At 73.9% G+C, this 12498-nt stretch carries 16 protein-coding genes; 8 read left to right on the forward strand and 8 right to left on the reverse strand.

The window, feature by feature from the left end; translation table 11 throughout:
• Positions 1–85: 85 nt before the first annotated feature.
• Positions 86–406 (forward strand): DMT family transporter, encoded by a 321-nt coding sequence (locus tag ACFYML_RS06365; protein WP_387419584.1) that lies wholly within the window; start codon positions 86–88, stop codon positions 404–406.
• Between the two features lie 132 nt (positions 407–538).
• Here the strand turns inward: ACFYML_RS06365 and ACFYML_RS06370 are convergent, their stop codons facing one another.
• Complete coding sequence (locus ACFYML_RS06370) at positions 539–1051, reverse strand: GNAT family N-acetyltransferase (protein ID WP_387419585.1); 513 nt, start codon at positions 1049–1051, stop codon at positions 539–541.
• Between the two features lie 72 nt (positions 1052–1123).
• Here ACFYML_RS06370 and ACFYML_RS06375 point away from each other — a divergent pair, with 72 nt between their 5' ends.
• Genes ACFYML_RS06375 through ACFYML_RS06390 form a run of 4 tightly spaced genes read left to right on the forward strand, consistent with a single transcriptional unit; the run spans position 1124 to position 3746 of the window.
• Entirely contained in the window at positions 1124–1741 is a 618-nt protein-coding gene (locus ACFYML_RS06375) for an HAD family hydrolase (RefSeq protein ID WP_387419586.1), read from the forward strand.
• A 58-nt stretch (positions 1742–1799) separates the two neighbouring features.
• Entirely contained in the window at positions 1800–1928 is a 129-nt protein-coding gene (locus ACFYML_RS06380) for a hypothetical protein (protein WP_387419587.1), read from the forward strand.
• The gene (locus tag ACFYML_RS06385; protein WP_387419588.1) at positions 1928–3190 is read left to right on the forward strand and encodes an MFS transporter; all 1263 of its coding nucleotides are present in this window, start codon (positions 1928–1930) and stop codon (positions 3188–3190) included. Before ACFYML_RS06380 ends, ACFYML_RS06385 begins: the two co-directional genes overlap by 1 nt.
• Before the next feature lie 22 nt (positions 3191–3212).
• Complete coding sequence (locus ACFYML_RS06390) at positions 3213–3746, forward strand: GNAT family N-acetyltransferase (RefSeq protein ID WP_387419589.1); 534 nt, start codon at positions 3213–3215, stop codon at positions 3744–3746.
• A gap of 9 nt (positions 3747–3755) precedes the next feature.
• Here the strand turns inward: ACFYML_RS06390 and ACFYML_RS06395 are convergent, their stop codons facing one another.
• From ACFYML_RS06395 to ACFYML_RS06410, 4 genes are all read right to left on the reverse strand, one after another.
• Positions 3756–4013: a UBP-type zinc finger domain-containing protein gene (locus tag ACFYML_RS06395; RefSeq protein WP_387419590.1), complete on the reverse strand. Its 258-nt coding sequence runs from the start codon at positions 4011–4013 to the stop codon at positions 3756–3758.
• Positions 4013–5590, reverse strand: coding sequence for a Na+/H+ antiporter (locus tag ACFYML_RS06400; protein ID WP_387419591.1), 1578 nt, complete (start codon positions 5588–5590; stop codon positions 4013–4015). The genes ACFYML_RS06395 and ACFYML_RS06400 overlap by 1 nt, the downstream gene beginning before the upstream one ends.
• Before the next feature lie 96 nt (positions 5591–5686).
• Positions 5687–7099: an NADP-dependent succinic semialdehyde dehydrogenase gene (locus tag ACFYML_RS06405; protein ID WP_387419592.1), complete on the reverse strand. Its 1413-nt coding sequence runs from the start codon at positions 7097–7099 to the stop codon at positions 5687–5689.
• Positions 7100–7111: 12 nt separating this feature from the next.
• On the reverse strand, positions 7112–7366 hold the full coding sequence (locus ACFYML_RS06410) for a DUF6343 family protein (protein WP_387277600.1): 255 nt from the start codon (positions 7364–7366) through the stop codon (positions 7112–7114).
• A 209-nt stretch (positions 7367–7575) separates the two neighbouring features.
• Here ACFYML_RS06410 and ACFYML_RS06415 point away from each other — a divergent pair, with 209 nt between their 5' ends.
• Entirely contained in the window at positions 7576–8190 is a 615-nt protein-coding gene (locus tag ACFYML_RS06415; protein WP_387419593.1) for an antibiotic biosynthesis monooxygenase, read from the forward strand.
• A 19-nt stretch (positions 8191–8209) separates the two neighbouring features.
• On the opposite strand, the gene ACFYML_RS06420 is transcribed toward ACFYML_RS06415, so the two are convergent.
• The 3 genes from ACFYML_RS06420 to ACFYML_RS06430 all read right to left on the reverse strand — a co-directional run bounded on the left by ACFYML_RS06420 (position 8210) and on the right by ACFYML_RS06430 (position 10137).
• Positions 8210–8944, reverse strand: coding sequence for an EcsC family protein (locus ACFYML_RS06420; protein ID WP_387419594.1), 735 nt, complete (start codon positions 8942–8944; stop codon positions 8210–8212).
• Positions 8945–8975: 31 nt separating this feature from the next.
• Positions 8976–9119 carry a hypothetical protein gene (locus tag ACFYML_RS06425; RefSeq protein ID WP_387419595.1) on the reverse strand — a complete coding sequence of 48 codons (144 nt, stop codon included), beginning with the start codon at positions 9117–9119 and terminating at the stop codon, positions 8976–8978.
• A gap of 109 nt (positions 9120–9228) precedes the next feature.
• Entirely contained in the window at positions 9229–10137 is a 909-nt protein-coding gene (locus tag ACFYML_RS06430; RefSeq protein ID WP_387419596.1) for a peptidase M23, read from the reverse strand.
• A 436-nt stretch (positions 10138–10573) separates the two neighbouring features.
• Between ACFYML_RS06430 and ACFYML_RS06435 the strand changes: the two genes are divergently transcribed.
• Positions 10574–11494 (forward strand): proteasome assembly chaperone family protein, encoded by a 921-nt coding sequence (locus tag ACFYML_RS06435; RefSeq protein WP_387419597.1) that lies wholly within the window; start codon positions 10574–10576, stop codon positions 11492–11494.
• Positions 11495–11587: 93 nt separating this feature from the next.
• Positions 11588–12385, forward strand: a complete 798-nt coding sequence (locus ACFYML_RS06440) for an exodeoxyribonuclease III (RefSeq protein WP_387419598.1) — start codon at positions 11588–11590, stop codon at positions 12383–12385.
• Positions 12386–12498 lie beyond the last annotated feature (113 nt).

Consider the following 12498-nt stretch of genomic DNA (forward strand, 5'->3'; position numbering starts at 1 on the left):
GGGGCCGCAGCCGTGGCAACCGCCGGAGTTCGTCGGCGTACTGCGGGCGGCCCGCCGCTCCCGGCCCGCCCGGTACCGTCCCCGCATGGCGTACCTGTTTCTGCTGGCCGCGATCACCGCCGAGGTGATCGGCACCAGCCTGCTCAAGGCCACCGATGGCTTCACCCGGCTCTGGCCGACGCTCGGCCTGGCGGTGGGGTACGTGTCGTCGTTCGGGCTGCTCGCCCTGGCGGTGAAGGAGATCCCGGTCGGCGTCGCGTACGCGATCTGGTCCGGCCTCGGCACCGCGGCGATCATGGCGATCGGCGCGACCTTCCTGGGCGAGCCGCTCAGCGTCGCCAAGGTGGCCGGCGCCGGTCTCGTGATCGCCGGGGTGGTGGTGCTCAACCTCGACGGCGCCCACTGAACAAACCCGGTGGACGCGCCACGGCACGTACGCGATGGTGGCGGTCATGGACCCGGGCGAGCCAAGGAACGCTGCCTGGTCTCCTGCCTGGCCACCGAACGCCTCGTCACCGGGGCGCCCGGATGACGCCGACTAGGCGACGGGCCGACGCATCGCGATCCGCTCGGCCGGGTCCAGCCCCAGCGCCGCCTCGGCCGCCAGCAGCCCGGCCAGTCCCGGCGTGACCTCCGCGCCGGTCAGCTCCCGGAATCCGCATCGCCTGTAGTACGGCCCGTTCCACGGCACACTCCGGAAGGTGGTCAGGGTCAACGCCGGCAGCCCACGCGCGACGGCCCACCCGGCCACGTGGTCGAGCAGTCCCCGCCCGATCCCCCGCCGGGCGTACGCCGGCTCGACGCTGAGCTGCTCGACGTGCGCGCAGCCGTCCACCAGGTCGACCACCACGAACGCGCCCGGCCGGTCCCCCGTGTTCACCGCCACCCAGACCCGGCCGGCCCGCTGGCGGTCGGCGAGCACGTCCAGCGGCAGCGGTGGCATGTCGGCGACGTCGGCCATCCCGACCTCCCGGAACGGCGCACCGGAGGCCACCTCGATCCGCTGCACCTCGGTCAACTCGTCGGCCCGGGCCATCCTGGTTCGTTCCACAGCGCCGGAGCCAACCAGAGCGGAGGCCGCCCCGGCCAGCGCTTTTCCAGCTCCGCGCCGTAGGCTGCGGCCATGCTGCTGCCCCTGCCGCCCGGCGACTTCCGCGCGTACCTGTTCGACTGCGACGGCACCATCGCCGACTCGATGCCGCTGCACTACGCGGCGTGGTGCGCGGCGCTGGACGAGTGGGGCTGCGAGTTCCCCGAGGAGCTGTTCTACGCCTGGGGCGGCCGGCCCATCGCCGACATCGTCGCCACGCTCAACGAGCGGCACGGGCTGGCCATGCCGGTCGACACGGTCGTGCGGCGCCAGGAGGAGCTGTACGAGCGGTCGCTGCCCGACCTGACCGCCGTGCCGGAGGTGCTGGCGCACATCGAGGCCGACCACGGGCGGATCCCGTTCGCGGTGGTGTCCGGCAGCACCCGGGCGGGGGTCACCGCCTCGCTCACGACGCTGGGTCTGCTCGACCGGTTCGAGGCGCTCGTGTGCGCCGGGGACTACGCGCGGCCCAAGCCCGACCCGGAGGCGTTCCTGCTCGCCGCGCAGCGGCTCGGCGTGGCCCCGGCGGACTGCCTGGTCTTCGAGGACACCGAGCTGGGCATCCGGGCCGCGACGGCGGCGGGCATGGCGGCGGTCCGGGTGCCGGCGCCCTGGGAGCGGGCCGGGAGGATAGGCGCCCGTCCGATGTGACCGGTGTCGCGCATTTCGGGGCCACCGGTCCCGCCCGGCCCTGCCTAGGGTCGGCAGCATGACCGCCAACGGGGACGCCACCATCCATCCGGACGCCGTGCGCGCCGCCGCACCCCGGGCCGGGCGGGTGACCAAGGGCATCGACGACATGGTGTCCGCGGCCGTGCCGGGGACGGATCTGCGCTGATGGGTGCCGGGGTCTCGCCGATCCCGCCGCCGGGACCGCTGCGCACCCTCTCGCTGGCCACCCTGGCCAACACCGTCGGCTCGGGGTTGTGGCTGGCCGGCGCCGCGCTCTACCTGACCCGCGACGTCGGGCTCTCCCCCACCTCGGTCGGTGCCGGGCTCACCGTCGCCGGGCTGGTCGGGCTCACCGCAAGCGTGCCGCTCGGCGCGCTGGCCGACCGGCGGGACCCACGTACGCTGCGCGCGGTCCTGCAGCTGGGCCAGGCCGCCGTCGCCGCCGCGTACCTGCTGGTCGGCTCGTTTCCGGTGTTCCTCGCGGTGGCGGTACTCGACGCGCTGCTCACCTCCGGCAACCTGGCAGTCCGCGCCGCGCTGGTCGCCGCGGTGGCCGGGCCACAGGGCCGGGTACGCGCCTTCGCCACCCTGCGCGCGGTCGCGAACCTGGGCATCGCCGTGGGGGCCGGGCTGGCCGGGCTCGCGCTGGCCGCCGACACCCACCGGGCGTACCAACTGCTGGTGGTCGGCGACGCGGTCACCTATCTGCTGTCGGCGGCGCTGTTGCTGCGGCTGCCGGCCTGCCCGCCGGCGGCCGGTGACCGGGCGGGCGGGCGGCCGCGCCGGGGGCGGGCGCTGCGCGACGGGCGGTTCCTCGCGGTGAGCGGGGCGTCGGCCGTACTCAGCCTGCACTGGACGGTGCTCACCCTGGTGGTGCCGCTGTGGACGGTGAGCCGGGCCGGTGCGCCGCCGCTGGTGGTGTCGGCGGTGCTGCTGACCAACACGGCGCTGTCCGTGCTGCTCGCGGTGCGGCTGGCCCGCGGCGCGGACGACGCCGTCGGGGCGGCCCGGTCGATGCGCCGCGCCGGGCTGGTGCTGGCCGTGGCGATGCTGCTGTACGCGGTGACCGCCGGCCTGCCGCCCGCCGCGTCGGTCGCGCTGCTGCTGGTCGCCACCGCGGTCTACACCGCCGGTGACCTGTGGCACGGCAGCGCCGGGGCGGGCCTGGCGTACGCGCTGGCCCCGCCGGACGCGATCGGTGCCTACCAGGGGGCGGACGGGCTGCTCGCCGGGCTGTCCCGGGCGCTCGGCCCAGCGTTGCTGGCGCTGCTGGTGCTCGACGGTGGGCCGCTCGGCTGGGTGGCGGTCGCCGCGCTCTTCGCCGTGGTCGGCCTGGCCACCCCGGCGCTGACCCGGTGGGCCCTGGTCACCCGACCGACCCCCGACGCGGCGGGCGCGGCCCGCACCCCGGCCGGTCATGCCGGCTGACCGGTGTAGCAGCATGGCCGGCATGACGGACCAACCGACCCTCACCATCCGCCCGGGCGGGCCCAGCGACGCCCGCACCGTGCTGCGGCTGCTCGACACCGCCACAGCCTGGCTGGCGGCGCGCGGCCGGACCGGCCAGTGGGGCACCGAGCCCGCGTCAGCCGACCCGCGCCGGATCGCCCAGGCCGACGCGTGGGCGACCAGCGGCGGGCTCTACCTGGCCGAACTCGGCGACACCCCGGTGGGTGCCCTGGTGGTAGGCGCGGCCACCGAGTACGTGCCACCGGCCACCGAGCCGGAGCTGTACGTGACCCTGCTGGTCTCCGACCGGGCGTACGCGGGCCACGGGATCGGGGCCCGGCTGCTGGCGTACGCGGCGGAACTGGCCCGCGACCGTGGCCTGGCGCTGCTGCGGGTGGACTGCTACGGCGGCGACGACCGGGCGCTGGTCGGCTTCTACGAGAGCTGCGGCTTCACCGCCACCGACCCGTTCACGGTCGACCGGCCGGGCCGCCCGCCGTGGCCGGGCCAGGTGCTGGAACGGCGGCTCGGCTGACGGGCGCGCTCAGCCGATCTCCTCGTCCACGAAGCACCAGCGCCACGACTCCCCGGGCTGGACCGAGCGCATCACCGGGTGCCCGCTGGCCTCGAAGTGCTTCGTGGCGTGCTGGTACGGCGAGGAGTCGCAGCAGCCGACGTGCCCGCAGGCCAGGCAGGATCGCAGGTGCACCCAGTCGGCGTTGCCGATGGCCACGCAGTCCGGGCACTCGGTCATGGTCGCCGGCGCCGCGTCGCCCGCCTCGGCCAGGTGCGCACAGCTCATCAGTCACTCTCCCGTCGCAGCAACGACTCCTCCAGGTCCAGGTCGCGATAGGCGCGGACCAGCACCTCCTGGGGGATCTTCCCGGTGTCGCGGGCGGCCCGGAAAACCTCCCGCTCGGCATCGATCATCTCCTGCCGCAGCCGACCGTACGCCTCCGACGGGGTCTCCTTCGCGGTGCCGCCCAGCTGTTCCCAGGCCAGGTTGGTGCGGCTCTGCACCAGCCCGCGCAGCCGCTCGACGACCGCCGCGGGCGCCCCCTCGGCCAGCTTGTCCAGGCGTTCGCGGGCGGCCCGGCCGGCCTGCTGCTGCACGGCGGCGGCGGAGAGGGCGTCCTGCACCGGGTCGTCCGGCGGCAGCTTGGCCCGGCGGGCCACGGCCGGCAGGGTGGCGCCCTGCGCGACCAGGGTCACCACGATCACCGCGAAGGCGAGCCAGATGAACAGCTGCCGCGGATAGGCGCGCCCGCCGGCCAGGGTGAGCGGCAGGGCGAGCGCGGCGGCGAGGGTGACCACGCCGCGCATCCCGGCCCAGCCGATGACGATCGGGAACTGCACCGGCGGCGCCGGGTCCCGCTGGCGGACCCGGGGCACCAGCCGGCCCAGATAGGTGGCCGGGAAGATCCAGACGAACCGGGCCAGGAAGACGGCGAGCAGCACCGCAGCCGTGATCCCGACCAGGAAGCCGAGCGGCTCGTCCAGGCCGCGCACCACCTCGCGCAACTGGAGCCCGACCAGCAGGAAGACCAGCCCCTCCAGCAGGAACCGGATCAGCCGCCAGAACGCGTCGACCTGGAGCCGGGAGGCAGCGGACATCAGCAGCGGCATCTTGTGGCCGATGCCCAGCCCGGTCACCACCACCGCCATGACGCCGGAGGCGTGGATCTCCTCGGCGGCGAAGACCACCGCGAACGGCACGATCAGCGACAGCGCGTTGTCCAGCACCGGGTCGGTGATCCGCTTGTGCAGGAAGCCGAAGACCACCACGCCGAGCAGCCCGATCAAGACCCCGCCGCCGGCGGCCACCAGCACCTCCCGGGCCACGTCCCCGACGCCGATCCCGCCGGTCGCCGTGGTGGCCGCGACGATCGCCACCCGCAGCAGCACCAGCGCGGTGGCGTCGTTGACCAGGCTCTCCCCCTCCAGGATGGTCACGATCCGGCGGGGCAGACCGACCCGGCGTGCCACCGCGGTGGCGGCCACCGCGTCGGGCGGCGCCACCACCGCACCGAGGGCCAGGCAGATCGAGTACGGCAGGTCGGGCCGGAACATGTGCACCACGGTGCCCACCACGAACGCGGAGAAGATGACCAGCCCGACCGCGAGCAGCAGGATCGGCCGCAGGTTGAGCCGGAACGCGGGCACCGACGTCTCCAACGCCGCCACGTAGAGCAGCGGCGGCAGGATGCCCACCAGCACCAGGTTCGGGTCGAGCCGGACGTGCGGGAAGCCCGGCACGAAGGAGAGCGCGAGGCCGAGCACGACCAGCAGGATCGGCGCGAGCAGACCCAGCCGCCGGGCCAGCGCCGCGCCGAACGTCGCGATCGCGAGGAAGAGCACGACCTCGATGAGAGGTTCCATGAGGTAGGAGCCTAGGCGGCCCCGGTTACCGGCGTGATCACGCCGAAGTTCGGAATTCCACGGCGGGGGCGGTAGCGGCCCCCACCGCGGTCCCGGCTACTCGGAGTGCGCGCCGGCGCCGGGCCCGACCTCGCCCTCGCCGAGCCAGACGGTCTTGATGTTGCAGAACTCCCGCATGCCCAACGCCGAGAGCTCCCGGCCGTAGCCCGAGTTCTTCACCCCGCCGAACGGCAGCTGGGGATAGGAGGTGGTCATCCCGTTGAGGAACACGTTGCCGGCGTCCAGGTCGGTGGCGAAGCGCTCCTGCTCGGCCGGGTCGGTGGTCCAGGCGTTCGAGCCGAGGCCGAAGTGGGTGCCGTTGGCGACCTCGATCGCCTCCTCGTAGGACGACACCCGGAAGAGGCCGGCGACCGGGCCGAAGACCTCCTCGGACCACATCCGCATCTCCGGCCGCAGGTCGGTGACCACGGTCGGGGGGTAGTACCAGCCGTCCCCGGAGGGCAGCTCGCCGCCGCACAGGACGCGCGCGCCCTTGTCCATCGCGTCCCGCACCTGGGCGTGCACCTCGTCCCGGCCCCGGTCGGTGGCCAGCGGGCCGACGTCGGTGCCCTCGTCCATCGGGTCGCCGACCGTCAACGCCGCCATCCGCGTGGTGAACTTCTCGGCGAAGGCGTCGAAGGCGTCGGTGTGCACGATGAACCGCTTGGCGGCGATGCAGGACTGGCCGTTGTTCTGGCAGCGGGCGGTGGTGGCCACCTCGGCGGCGCGGTCCAGGTCGGCCGAGGGCATCACCACGAACGGGTCGCTGCCGCCCAGCTCCAGCACGGTCTTCTTCAGCTCCCGACCGGCGATCCGGGCGATCGAGCGGCCGGCGACCTCGCTGCCGGTGAGGGTCGCCGCGCGGACCCGCGGGTCGCTGAGGATCCGGTCCACCGCCTCCGAGCCGACCAGCAGGGTGGTGAACGCGCCCTCGGGAAAGCCGGCCCGGCGGAACAGGTCCTCCAGGTAAAGGGCGGCCTGCGGCACGTTGGAGGCGTGCTTGAGCAGGCCGGTGTTGCCGGCCATCAGGGCCGGCGCGGCGAACCGCATCACCTGCCACAGCGGAAAGTTCCACGGCATCACCGCGAGCACCGGCCCGATCGGCTGGTAGCGGACATAGGCCCGCTTCGCCTTGACCGCGCCGGCGTCGGCCGGCTCGTCGGCGAGCATCTCGGGGGCCTTGGCGGCGTAGAACCGGCAGGCCGCGGCACACTTGGTCACCTCGGCCCGGGCCGCGGCGTACGTCTTGCCCATCTCGGTGGTCATCAGCCGGGCGGTCTCGTCCCGCTCGGCCTCGAGCAGCTCGGCTGCGGCGATGAGCCACCGGCCGCGCTCGGCGATGGTGGTGCCGTGCAGCTGCCGGAAGGCCAGATCGGCCCGCTCGATGGCGGCGTCGACCTGTTCGTCCGACATCGGGTCGTACGTCTTGAGCACTTGTCCGGTGGCGGGATTGGTGGTGGCGATGGACATGGCGGGCTCCTGTCACTCGAACAGTGAGTGCCGCACGCCCGGTTCCTCACGGCGGCGGGCGGCGCGACGGCGCTGGATGACGACCAGGTCGACCACGGCCACGACGGCGAGGAGCGCGCAGACGACGCCCAGCCAGACCACGTGGGCCCAGAACGCCACCACCGCGAAGAAGGTCATGATCACCAACCCGAAGGTGGCGAGCACGAGCCGCAGGTTCAACGCGCTGTACGCGGCGTTGATCCGGCGGCGCGGCTGTGATCGCGTCATTCCTTCGGGCTACCCCGGCACGGACGGGGCTAACCGAGCCGCCGCCGCCCGCCGGATGCCGGTTCTGCGAAGCCCCCGGTCCCGAGCGGAGATGACTTGGTGATGCCGGCCACCGGACGGGTGTGCCGCGGATGCGAGCGCCGGTGGGTCGCGTTACACCCCTACGCCGCGACCGGGCCGATCCGGACGGCGGCGGGAAGGATGGGGGCATGACCATGATCCAGGCGGTGCCGGTGACCGTCGCCGTCGCCCGACGCGCCGATCCCGCGCGTACCGGCGAGATGGTGGCGTGGATGCGGGCCGGCACGGCGCTGGCGGAGAGCTTCCCCGGCTTCCTCGGCGCGGGTTTCGTGCAGAGCGCGCCCGGGTCGCCCGAGTGGCATGTGATGTACCGGTTCGCCGACGACGAGACGCTGCGCCGCTGGGAGGAGTCGCCGCAGCGGCACTGGTGGCTGAGCTCGGCGCAGGGCATCGTCGAGCACACCCGGGTCGAGCGCCGCACCGGCATCGAGGGCTGGTTCGACCCGCCGGTGGACCACGTGGTGGAGACGATCACCGGGGCCGAGGCCGCGCCGGCCGGGCCGCCCAGCCCGCCCCGATGGAAGCAGGCCGTGACCATCTGGCTGGCGTTCTTCCCGCTGAGCCTCACCGCGACCCTGCTCACCGCCCGGTTCATCGCCGACGTGCCGCTCGCGGTGCGGACGCTGCTGATGACGCTCTGCCTGACCCCGCTCATGACCTATCTGGTGCTGCCCCGGATCACCCGGGTCCTGCACTGGTGGCTGCACGGCCACCCCGCTCCGTGGCGGCGGCCAGCACGCTGACGTGAACGAGCCGTCCCGGTCAGGGTTGGCGCTGCTCCGGCAGGCGCCGCGCGCCGCCCCGGTAGAGGGCCCGGGACCGGTCGGCGAGGTCCCTGGTGGCCGACGAGTTGGCCCAGGTGCCGAGGATGATCGCGGCACCGGGGACCAGCTTGGCGAAGAACCGCTTGGCCGCGCGTACCCCGGCCATCCGGGCCAGCCGTACGCCCAGCTGGAGCATCACCTTGCCGAGCGGGCGCTCCCCGGCCATGCCGAACAGCGCCCCGGCGCGCTCCCGCCCCGCGGCCACCCCGAGCGCGAGCCGGGCGCTCTCGGCGACCTTGTGCACCTTCTGCAGCACGAGCAGGTCGGCGGCCCGGTCGGGATGCGTCGGATCGACGCCGTACGCGGCCGCCACGTGCAGCACCAGCCGGGCCTGGGTCCAGGCCAGCACCCCGACGTCGATCACCGCGCCGGGGAGCCCGGCCGCCCCGGAGACCGCACCGGAGAGCCGGGCCCGGTTGACGAACCTGCGGACCGCCTGGTCGGCCAGCTCGTCGGCGACGACGTCGGGGCGCAGCGCGCGCTCCCGGGCGGCCCACTGCGCCGCCTCCGGCCCGAGCCGGCGTACGGCCTCCAGGGCCAGATGCTCAGGGGCGTACTGCGGATCGTCCCGCATCCGGTCCCAGAGCGTGGCCGGCAGCGCGTCGGAGGCGTCCTGCGGCGCGGCCGGCGGCGTGGGAACGGTGGACCCGCCGTCGACGGGTGAGTCGGTCACGAGGGGCTCCCGGTGGTCGAGGGCGTACGGGTCAGCGACGGCGGGACAGCCGGGTGAGCAGCTGCCTGAGCCGGCGCTGGTTCTGCGGCTTGGCCAGCTCGCGCCGGCCACGCTCGACCAGTTGCTGACCCCGGGGCGACCGCAGGAAGGCGGCGATCCGTTGCAACGGTGACATGGCGTCCTCCTGTCCGCGGTCCCACATCATGTGTACTCGGGACCGACAAGCTACCGGTACCCGAGCCGACCTTCCGGCAAGCGTCCACAGTGGTCGGCGACTCGCCCGGTCAGCTCAGGATCGCGTCGACGACCTCGGTGGCCCGCCACTCGTGCTGGGCGTACGCCCAGGGGAACGCGGAGACCTGCACGGCCTGGGCGGCATCGGTGAGCGCCATGTCCTGCCAGCCCGGGATCTGCACCAGCGCGGCGAGGAACTGCCTCGTGGCGTACGCGGGCTGCATCAGGTCGCGCACCGCGCCCCAGCCGCTGCTGGGGCGCTGCTGGAACAGCCCGACCGAGTCGTGGTCCCAGCCGATGGCCTGGTGCGGGTAGTTCTGCGACTCGGGCAGCACGCCGCTGGCGTAGTTGTAGAGGTTGCTCTCCTGCATGGCCGTGGCCACCGCGATGATCAGGCCCCGGCGGGGCACGCCCATGGCCCGGCCGGCCTGGACGATGGCCTTGGCGTTGTCCATCTGGTCCTGGTCCAGTCCGGCCACCGGCACGATCCGCTTGGGCTTCGGCTTGGGCTTCGGCTTCTTGGTGGCCGGGGTGGTGTCCGGGTTGGCGGTCGAGGCGACCGGGGTGGGGGTCGAGGCGGCGGGGGTGGGGGTCGAGGCGGCGGGGGTCTCGCGGGTCAGGCCGCGGGAGGCGGCGTCGGCGGCCGCCCGCTGGGCGACCTCCTCGGACGGCGCGGGGGTGGCCGAGCCGTCGACCGCGTCGGCGCCGACCTGGCTGACGCCGAGCAGGCCGAGGCAGCAGACCGCGCCGGTGGCGACCGCCAGCTTGGTGCGGCCAGGCCGGGGGGCGAGGGGGTTAGCGGCGTCCCCGAAGCGGGTACGCAGGAAGCCGAAGGGGAAGCGTCGGGGGGCGGCCGGCTCCAGAGAACCGGTTGACCGAACGGTGGAGTTGGTATCGTCCGAACGGTCAGCCGAACCGCCGAGGCCGTGATGGTCGTCGAAGGTGCCGTCGTCACGCATTCGACGAGGCTAGGCAGAAGGACCACTGATCACCCAGGGTGATCTGGTGGCCCTCGTCACACTTTGCCCCGCCCAAATGGGGCGTGCAGCCCGGGCCGACATCAGGACGGGCCAACCCTCGCAGAACGGTAGAACCTCCGGCCGGCGACGAGGCGGGTGGCCCCGGGCAGGAACCTCGCCGACGCCCGCAGGCCCGCCCACGATCGACTAACTCGTCCTTTCGGCCGACCCTCCATTGGGCCGTTTCCCGGACGATGGAGCAAGATCAGCGGATTCGCCCCGATCTGCTCCCCACCGTCGCCGAATCGTGATCATTATTTCGGGGTGCAGCCGGCCCGTAACGGAATGGACCACGCCAGCCGGTACGTTTTGCCGAACGGGATGGTCGTGCCCGCACGGCACACCCGTACGCGCGTTCTCAGGGAGGTCCGAACCGGTGCTCGACCCACACGAGCTCTACGAACTCAGCGACGATCTGCCCGACTTCGGGCAACCCGTGCTGATCCAGGCGCTCACCGGCTTCGTCGACGCCGGCAGCGCCACCCGGCTGGCCCGGGAGCAGCTGCTCACCTCCCTTGAGGCGCGGCCGGTGGCCCGCTTCGACATCGACCAGATGTTCGACTACCGCTCCCGCCGGCCGGTGATGACCTTCGCCGAGGACCACTGGGCCGACTACGACGCCCCGGCGCTGGAGCTGCACCTGCTGCGCGACGACGACGAGACCCCGTTCCTGCTGCTCACCGGCCCGGAGCCGGACCTGCAGTGGGAGCGCTTCGTGGCCGCGGTCGCCGGCCTGGCCACCCGGCTCGACGTCCGGCTCACCGTCGGGCTCAACTCCATCCCGATGGCGGTGCCGCACACCCGGCCCAGCGGCGTCACCGCGCACGCCACCCGGCGCGAGCTGATCGCCGGCTACGAGCCGTGGCTCCAGCGGGTCCAGGTGCCCGGCAGCGTCGGCCATCTGCTGGAGTACCGCCTCGGCGAGCAGGGCCGCGATGCCCTCGGCTTCGCCGCGCACGTGCCGCACTACGTCGCCCAGACCGAGTATCCGGCCGCCGCCGAGGCGCTGCTCGCCGCGGTGTCCCGCAGCACCGGGCTGCTGCTGCCCCGAGACGGCCTGCGGGCCGCCGCAGAGGTGGTCCGGGTGGAGATCGACCGCCAGGTCGCCCAGACCGAGGAGGCGGCGACCCTGGTCCAGGCCCTCGAGGAGCAGTACGACACGTTCGCCCGGGGCCGCGGCCAGAAGAACCTGCTGGCCGCCGAGACCGGCCCGCTGCCCACGGCCGACGAGCTCGGCGCCGAACTGGAGCGTTTCCTCGCCGAACAAACCCGCCCAGGAGACACCCCGGAACGCTGACCCCGGCAGCCGAACAGACCCGACCCACGAACCAGCGAGACACCCCGGAACGCTGACCCGGCGCGGCGGCCGGTGATACGGCAGGCTGGACCCATGCGCCTGGCGACCTGGAACGTCAACTCGGTGAAGGCCCGGCTGCCCCGGCTGCTGGACTGGCTGGCCACCACCAAGCCCGACGTCGCCTGCCTGCAGGAGACCAAATGCCCCGATGGGGCGTTCCCGGTCGCCGAGGTGGGCGAGCTGGGCTACGAGGCGGCCAGCCACAGCGACGGCCGGTGGAACGGGGTGGCCATCCTGTCCCGGGTCGGGCTGGCCGACGTCGCGGTCGGCTTCCCCGGCGAGCCGGGGTTCCCCCTGCCCGAGGCCCGGGCCCTCTCGGCCACCTGCGACGGGCTGCGGGTCTGGTCGGTGTACGTGCCCAACGGCCGGTCCCCCGACGACCCGCACTACGCGTACAAGCTGGCCTGGCTGGCGGCGCTGCGGGACGCGTTGGAGCCCGAGCTGGTCGGCGCCCTGCCGCTGGCCGTCTGCGGCGACTTCAACGTCGCCCCGACCGACGCCGACGTCTGGGACCCGACGCTCTTCGTCACCTCCACCCACGTCACCCCGGCCGAGCGGGCCGCCCTGGCCGCGCTGCGCGACCTCGGGCTCAGCGACGTGGTGCCCACCCCGATGAAGGGCCCGCACCCGTTCACCTACTGGGACTACCGGGCCGGCATGTTCCACCAGAACAAGGGCATGCGGATCGACCTGGTGTACGCCTCCGCGCCATTCGTCCGCGCGGTCCGCTCCGCGTACGTGGATCGGGAGGCGCGCAAGGGCAAGGGCCCCTCCGACCACGCGCCGATCGTGGTCGACGCGGACCTGGTGCCGGCCGTCGAGACGTTCTGAACTCGGCGGCCCGGCCAGCCCGGCGCTGCCGCCCCGGTCGGCGAGGTTGCGGTGACGGCGGGTCCGGGATGCCGCCACATCCCCGAAGTGGTGTCCGACGGCCCGCGCGGCGC

The organism is Micromonospora sp. NPDC007230 (genome assembly GCF_042869115.1).
Classification (GTDB): Bacteria; Actinomycetota; Actinomycetes; order Mycobacteriales; family Micromonosporaceae; genus Micromonospora.

Coding starts and splice junctions, on each gene's coding strand:
- ACFYML_RS06365 (WP_387419584.1), top strand. CDS start 86: ATGGCGTACCTGTTTCTGCTGGCCGCGATCACCGCCGAGGTGATCGGC.
- ACFYML_RS06375 (WP_387419586.1), top strand. CDS start 1,124: ATGCTGCTGCCCCTGCCGCCCGGCGACTTCCGCGCGTACCTGTTCGAC.
- ACFYML_RS06380 (WP_387419587.1), top strand. CDS start 1,800: ATGACCGCCAACGGGGACGCCACCATCCATCCGGACGCCGTGCGCGCC.
- ACFYML_RS06385 (WP_387419588.1), top strand. CDS start 1,928: ATGGGTGCCGGGGTCTCGCCGATCCCGCCGCCGGGACCGCTGCGCACC.
- ACFYML_RS06390 (WP_387419589.1), top strand. CDS start 3,213: ATGACGGACCAACCGACCCTCACCATCCGCCCGGGCGGGCCCAGCGAC.
- ACFYML_RS06395 (WP_387419590.1), bottom strand. CDS start 4,013: ATGAGCTGTGCGCACCTGGCCGAGGCGGGCGACGCGGCGCCGGCGACC.
- ACFYML_RS06400 (WP_387419591.1), bottom strand. CDS start 5,590: ATGGAACCTCTCATCGAGGTCGTGCTCTTCCTCGCGATCGCGACGTTC.
- ACFYML_RS06405 (WP_387419592.1), bottom strand. CDS start 7,099: ATGTCCATCGCCACCACCAATCCCGCCACCGGACAAGTGCTCAAGACG.
- ACFYML_RS06410 (WP_387277600.1), bottom strand. CDS start 7,366: ATGACGCGATCACAGCCGCGCCGCCGGATCAACGCCGCGTACAGCGCG.
- ACFYML_RS06415 (WP_387419593.1), top strand. CDS start 7,576: ATGACCATGATCCAGGCGGTGCCGGTGACCGTCGCCGTCGCCCGACGC.
- ACFYML_RS06425 (WP_387419595.1), bottom strand. CDS start 9,119: ATGTCACCGTTGCAACGGATCGCCGCCTTCCTGCGGTCGCCCCGGGGT.
- ACFYML_RS06430 (WP_387419596.1), bottom strand. CDS start 10,137: ATGCGTGACGACGGCACCTTCGACGACCATCACGGCCTCGGCGGTTCG.
- ACFYML_RS06440 (WP_387419598.1), top strand. CDS start 11,588: ATGCGCCTGGCGACCTGGAACGTCAACTCGGTGAAGGCCCGGCTGCCC.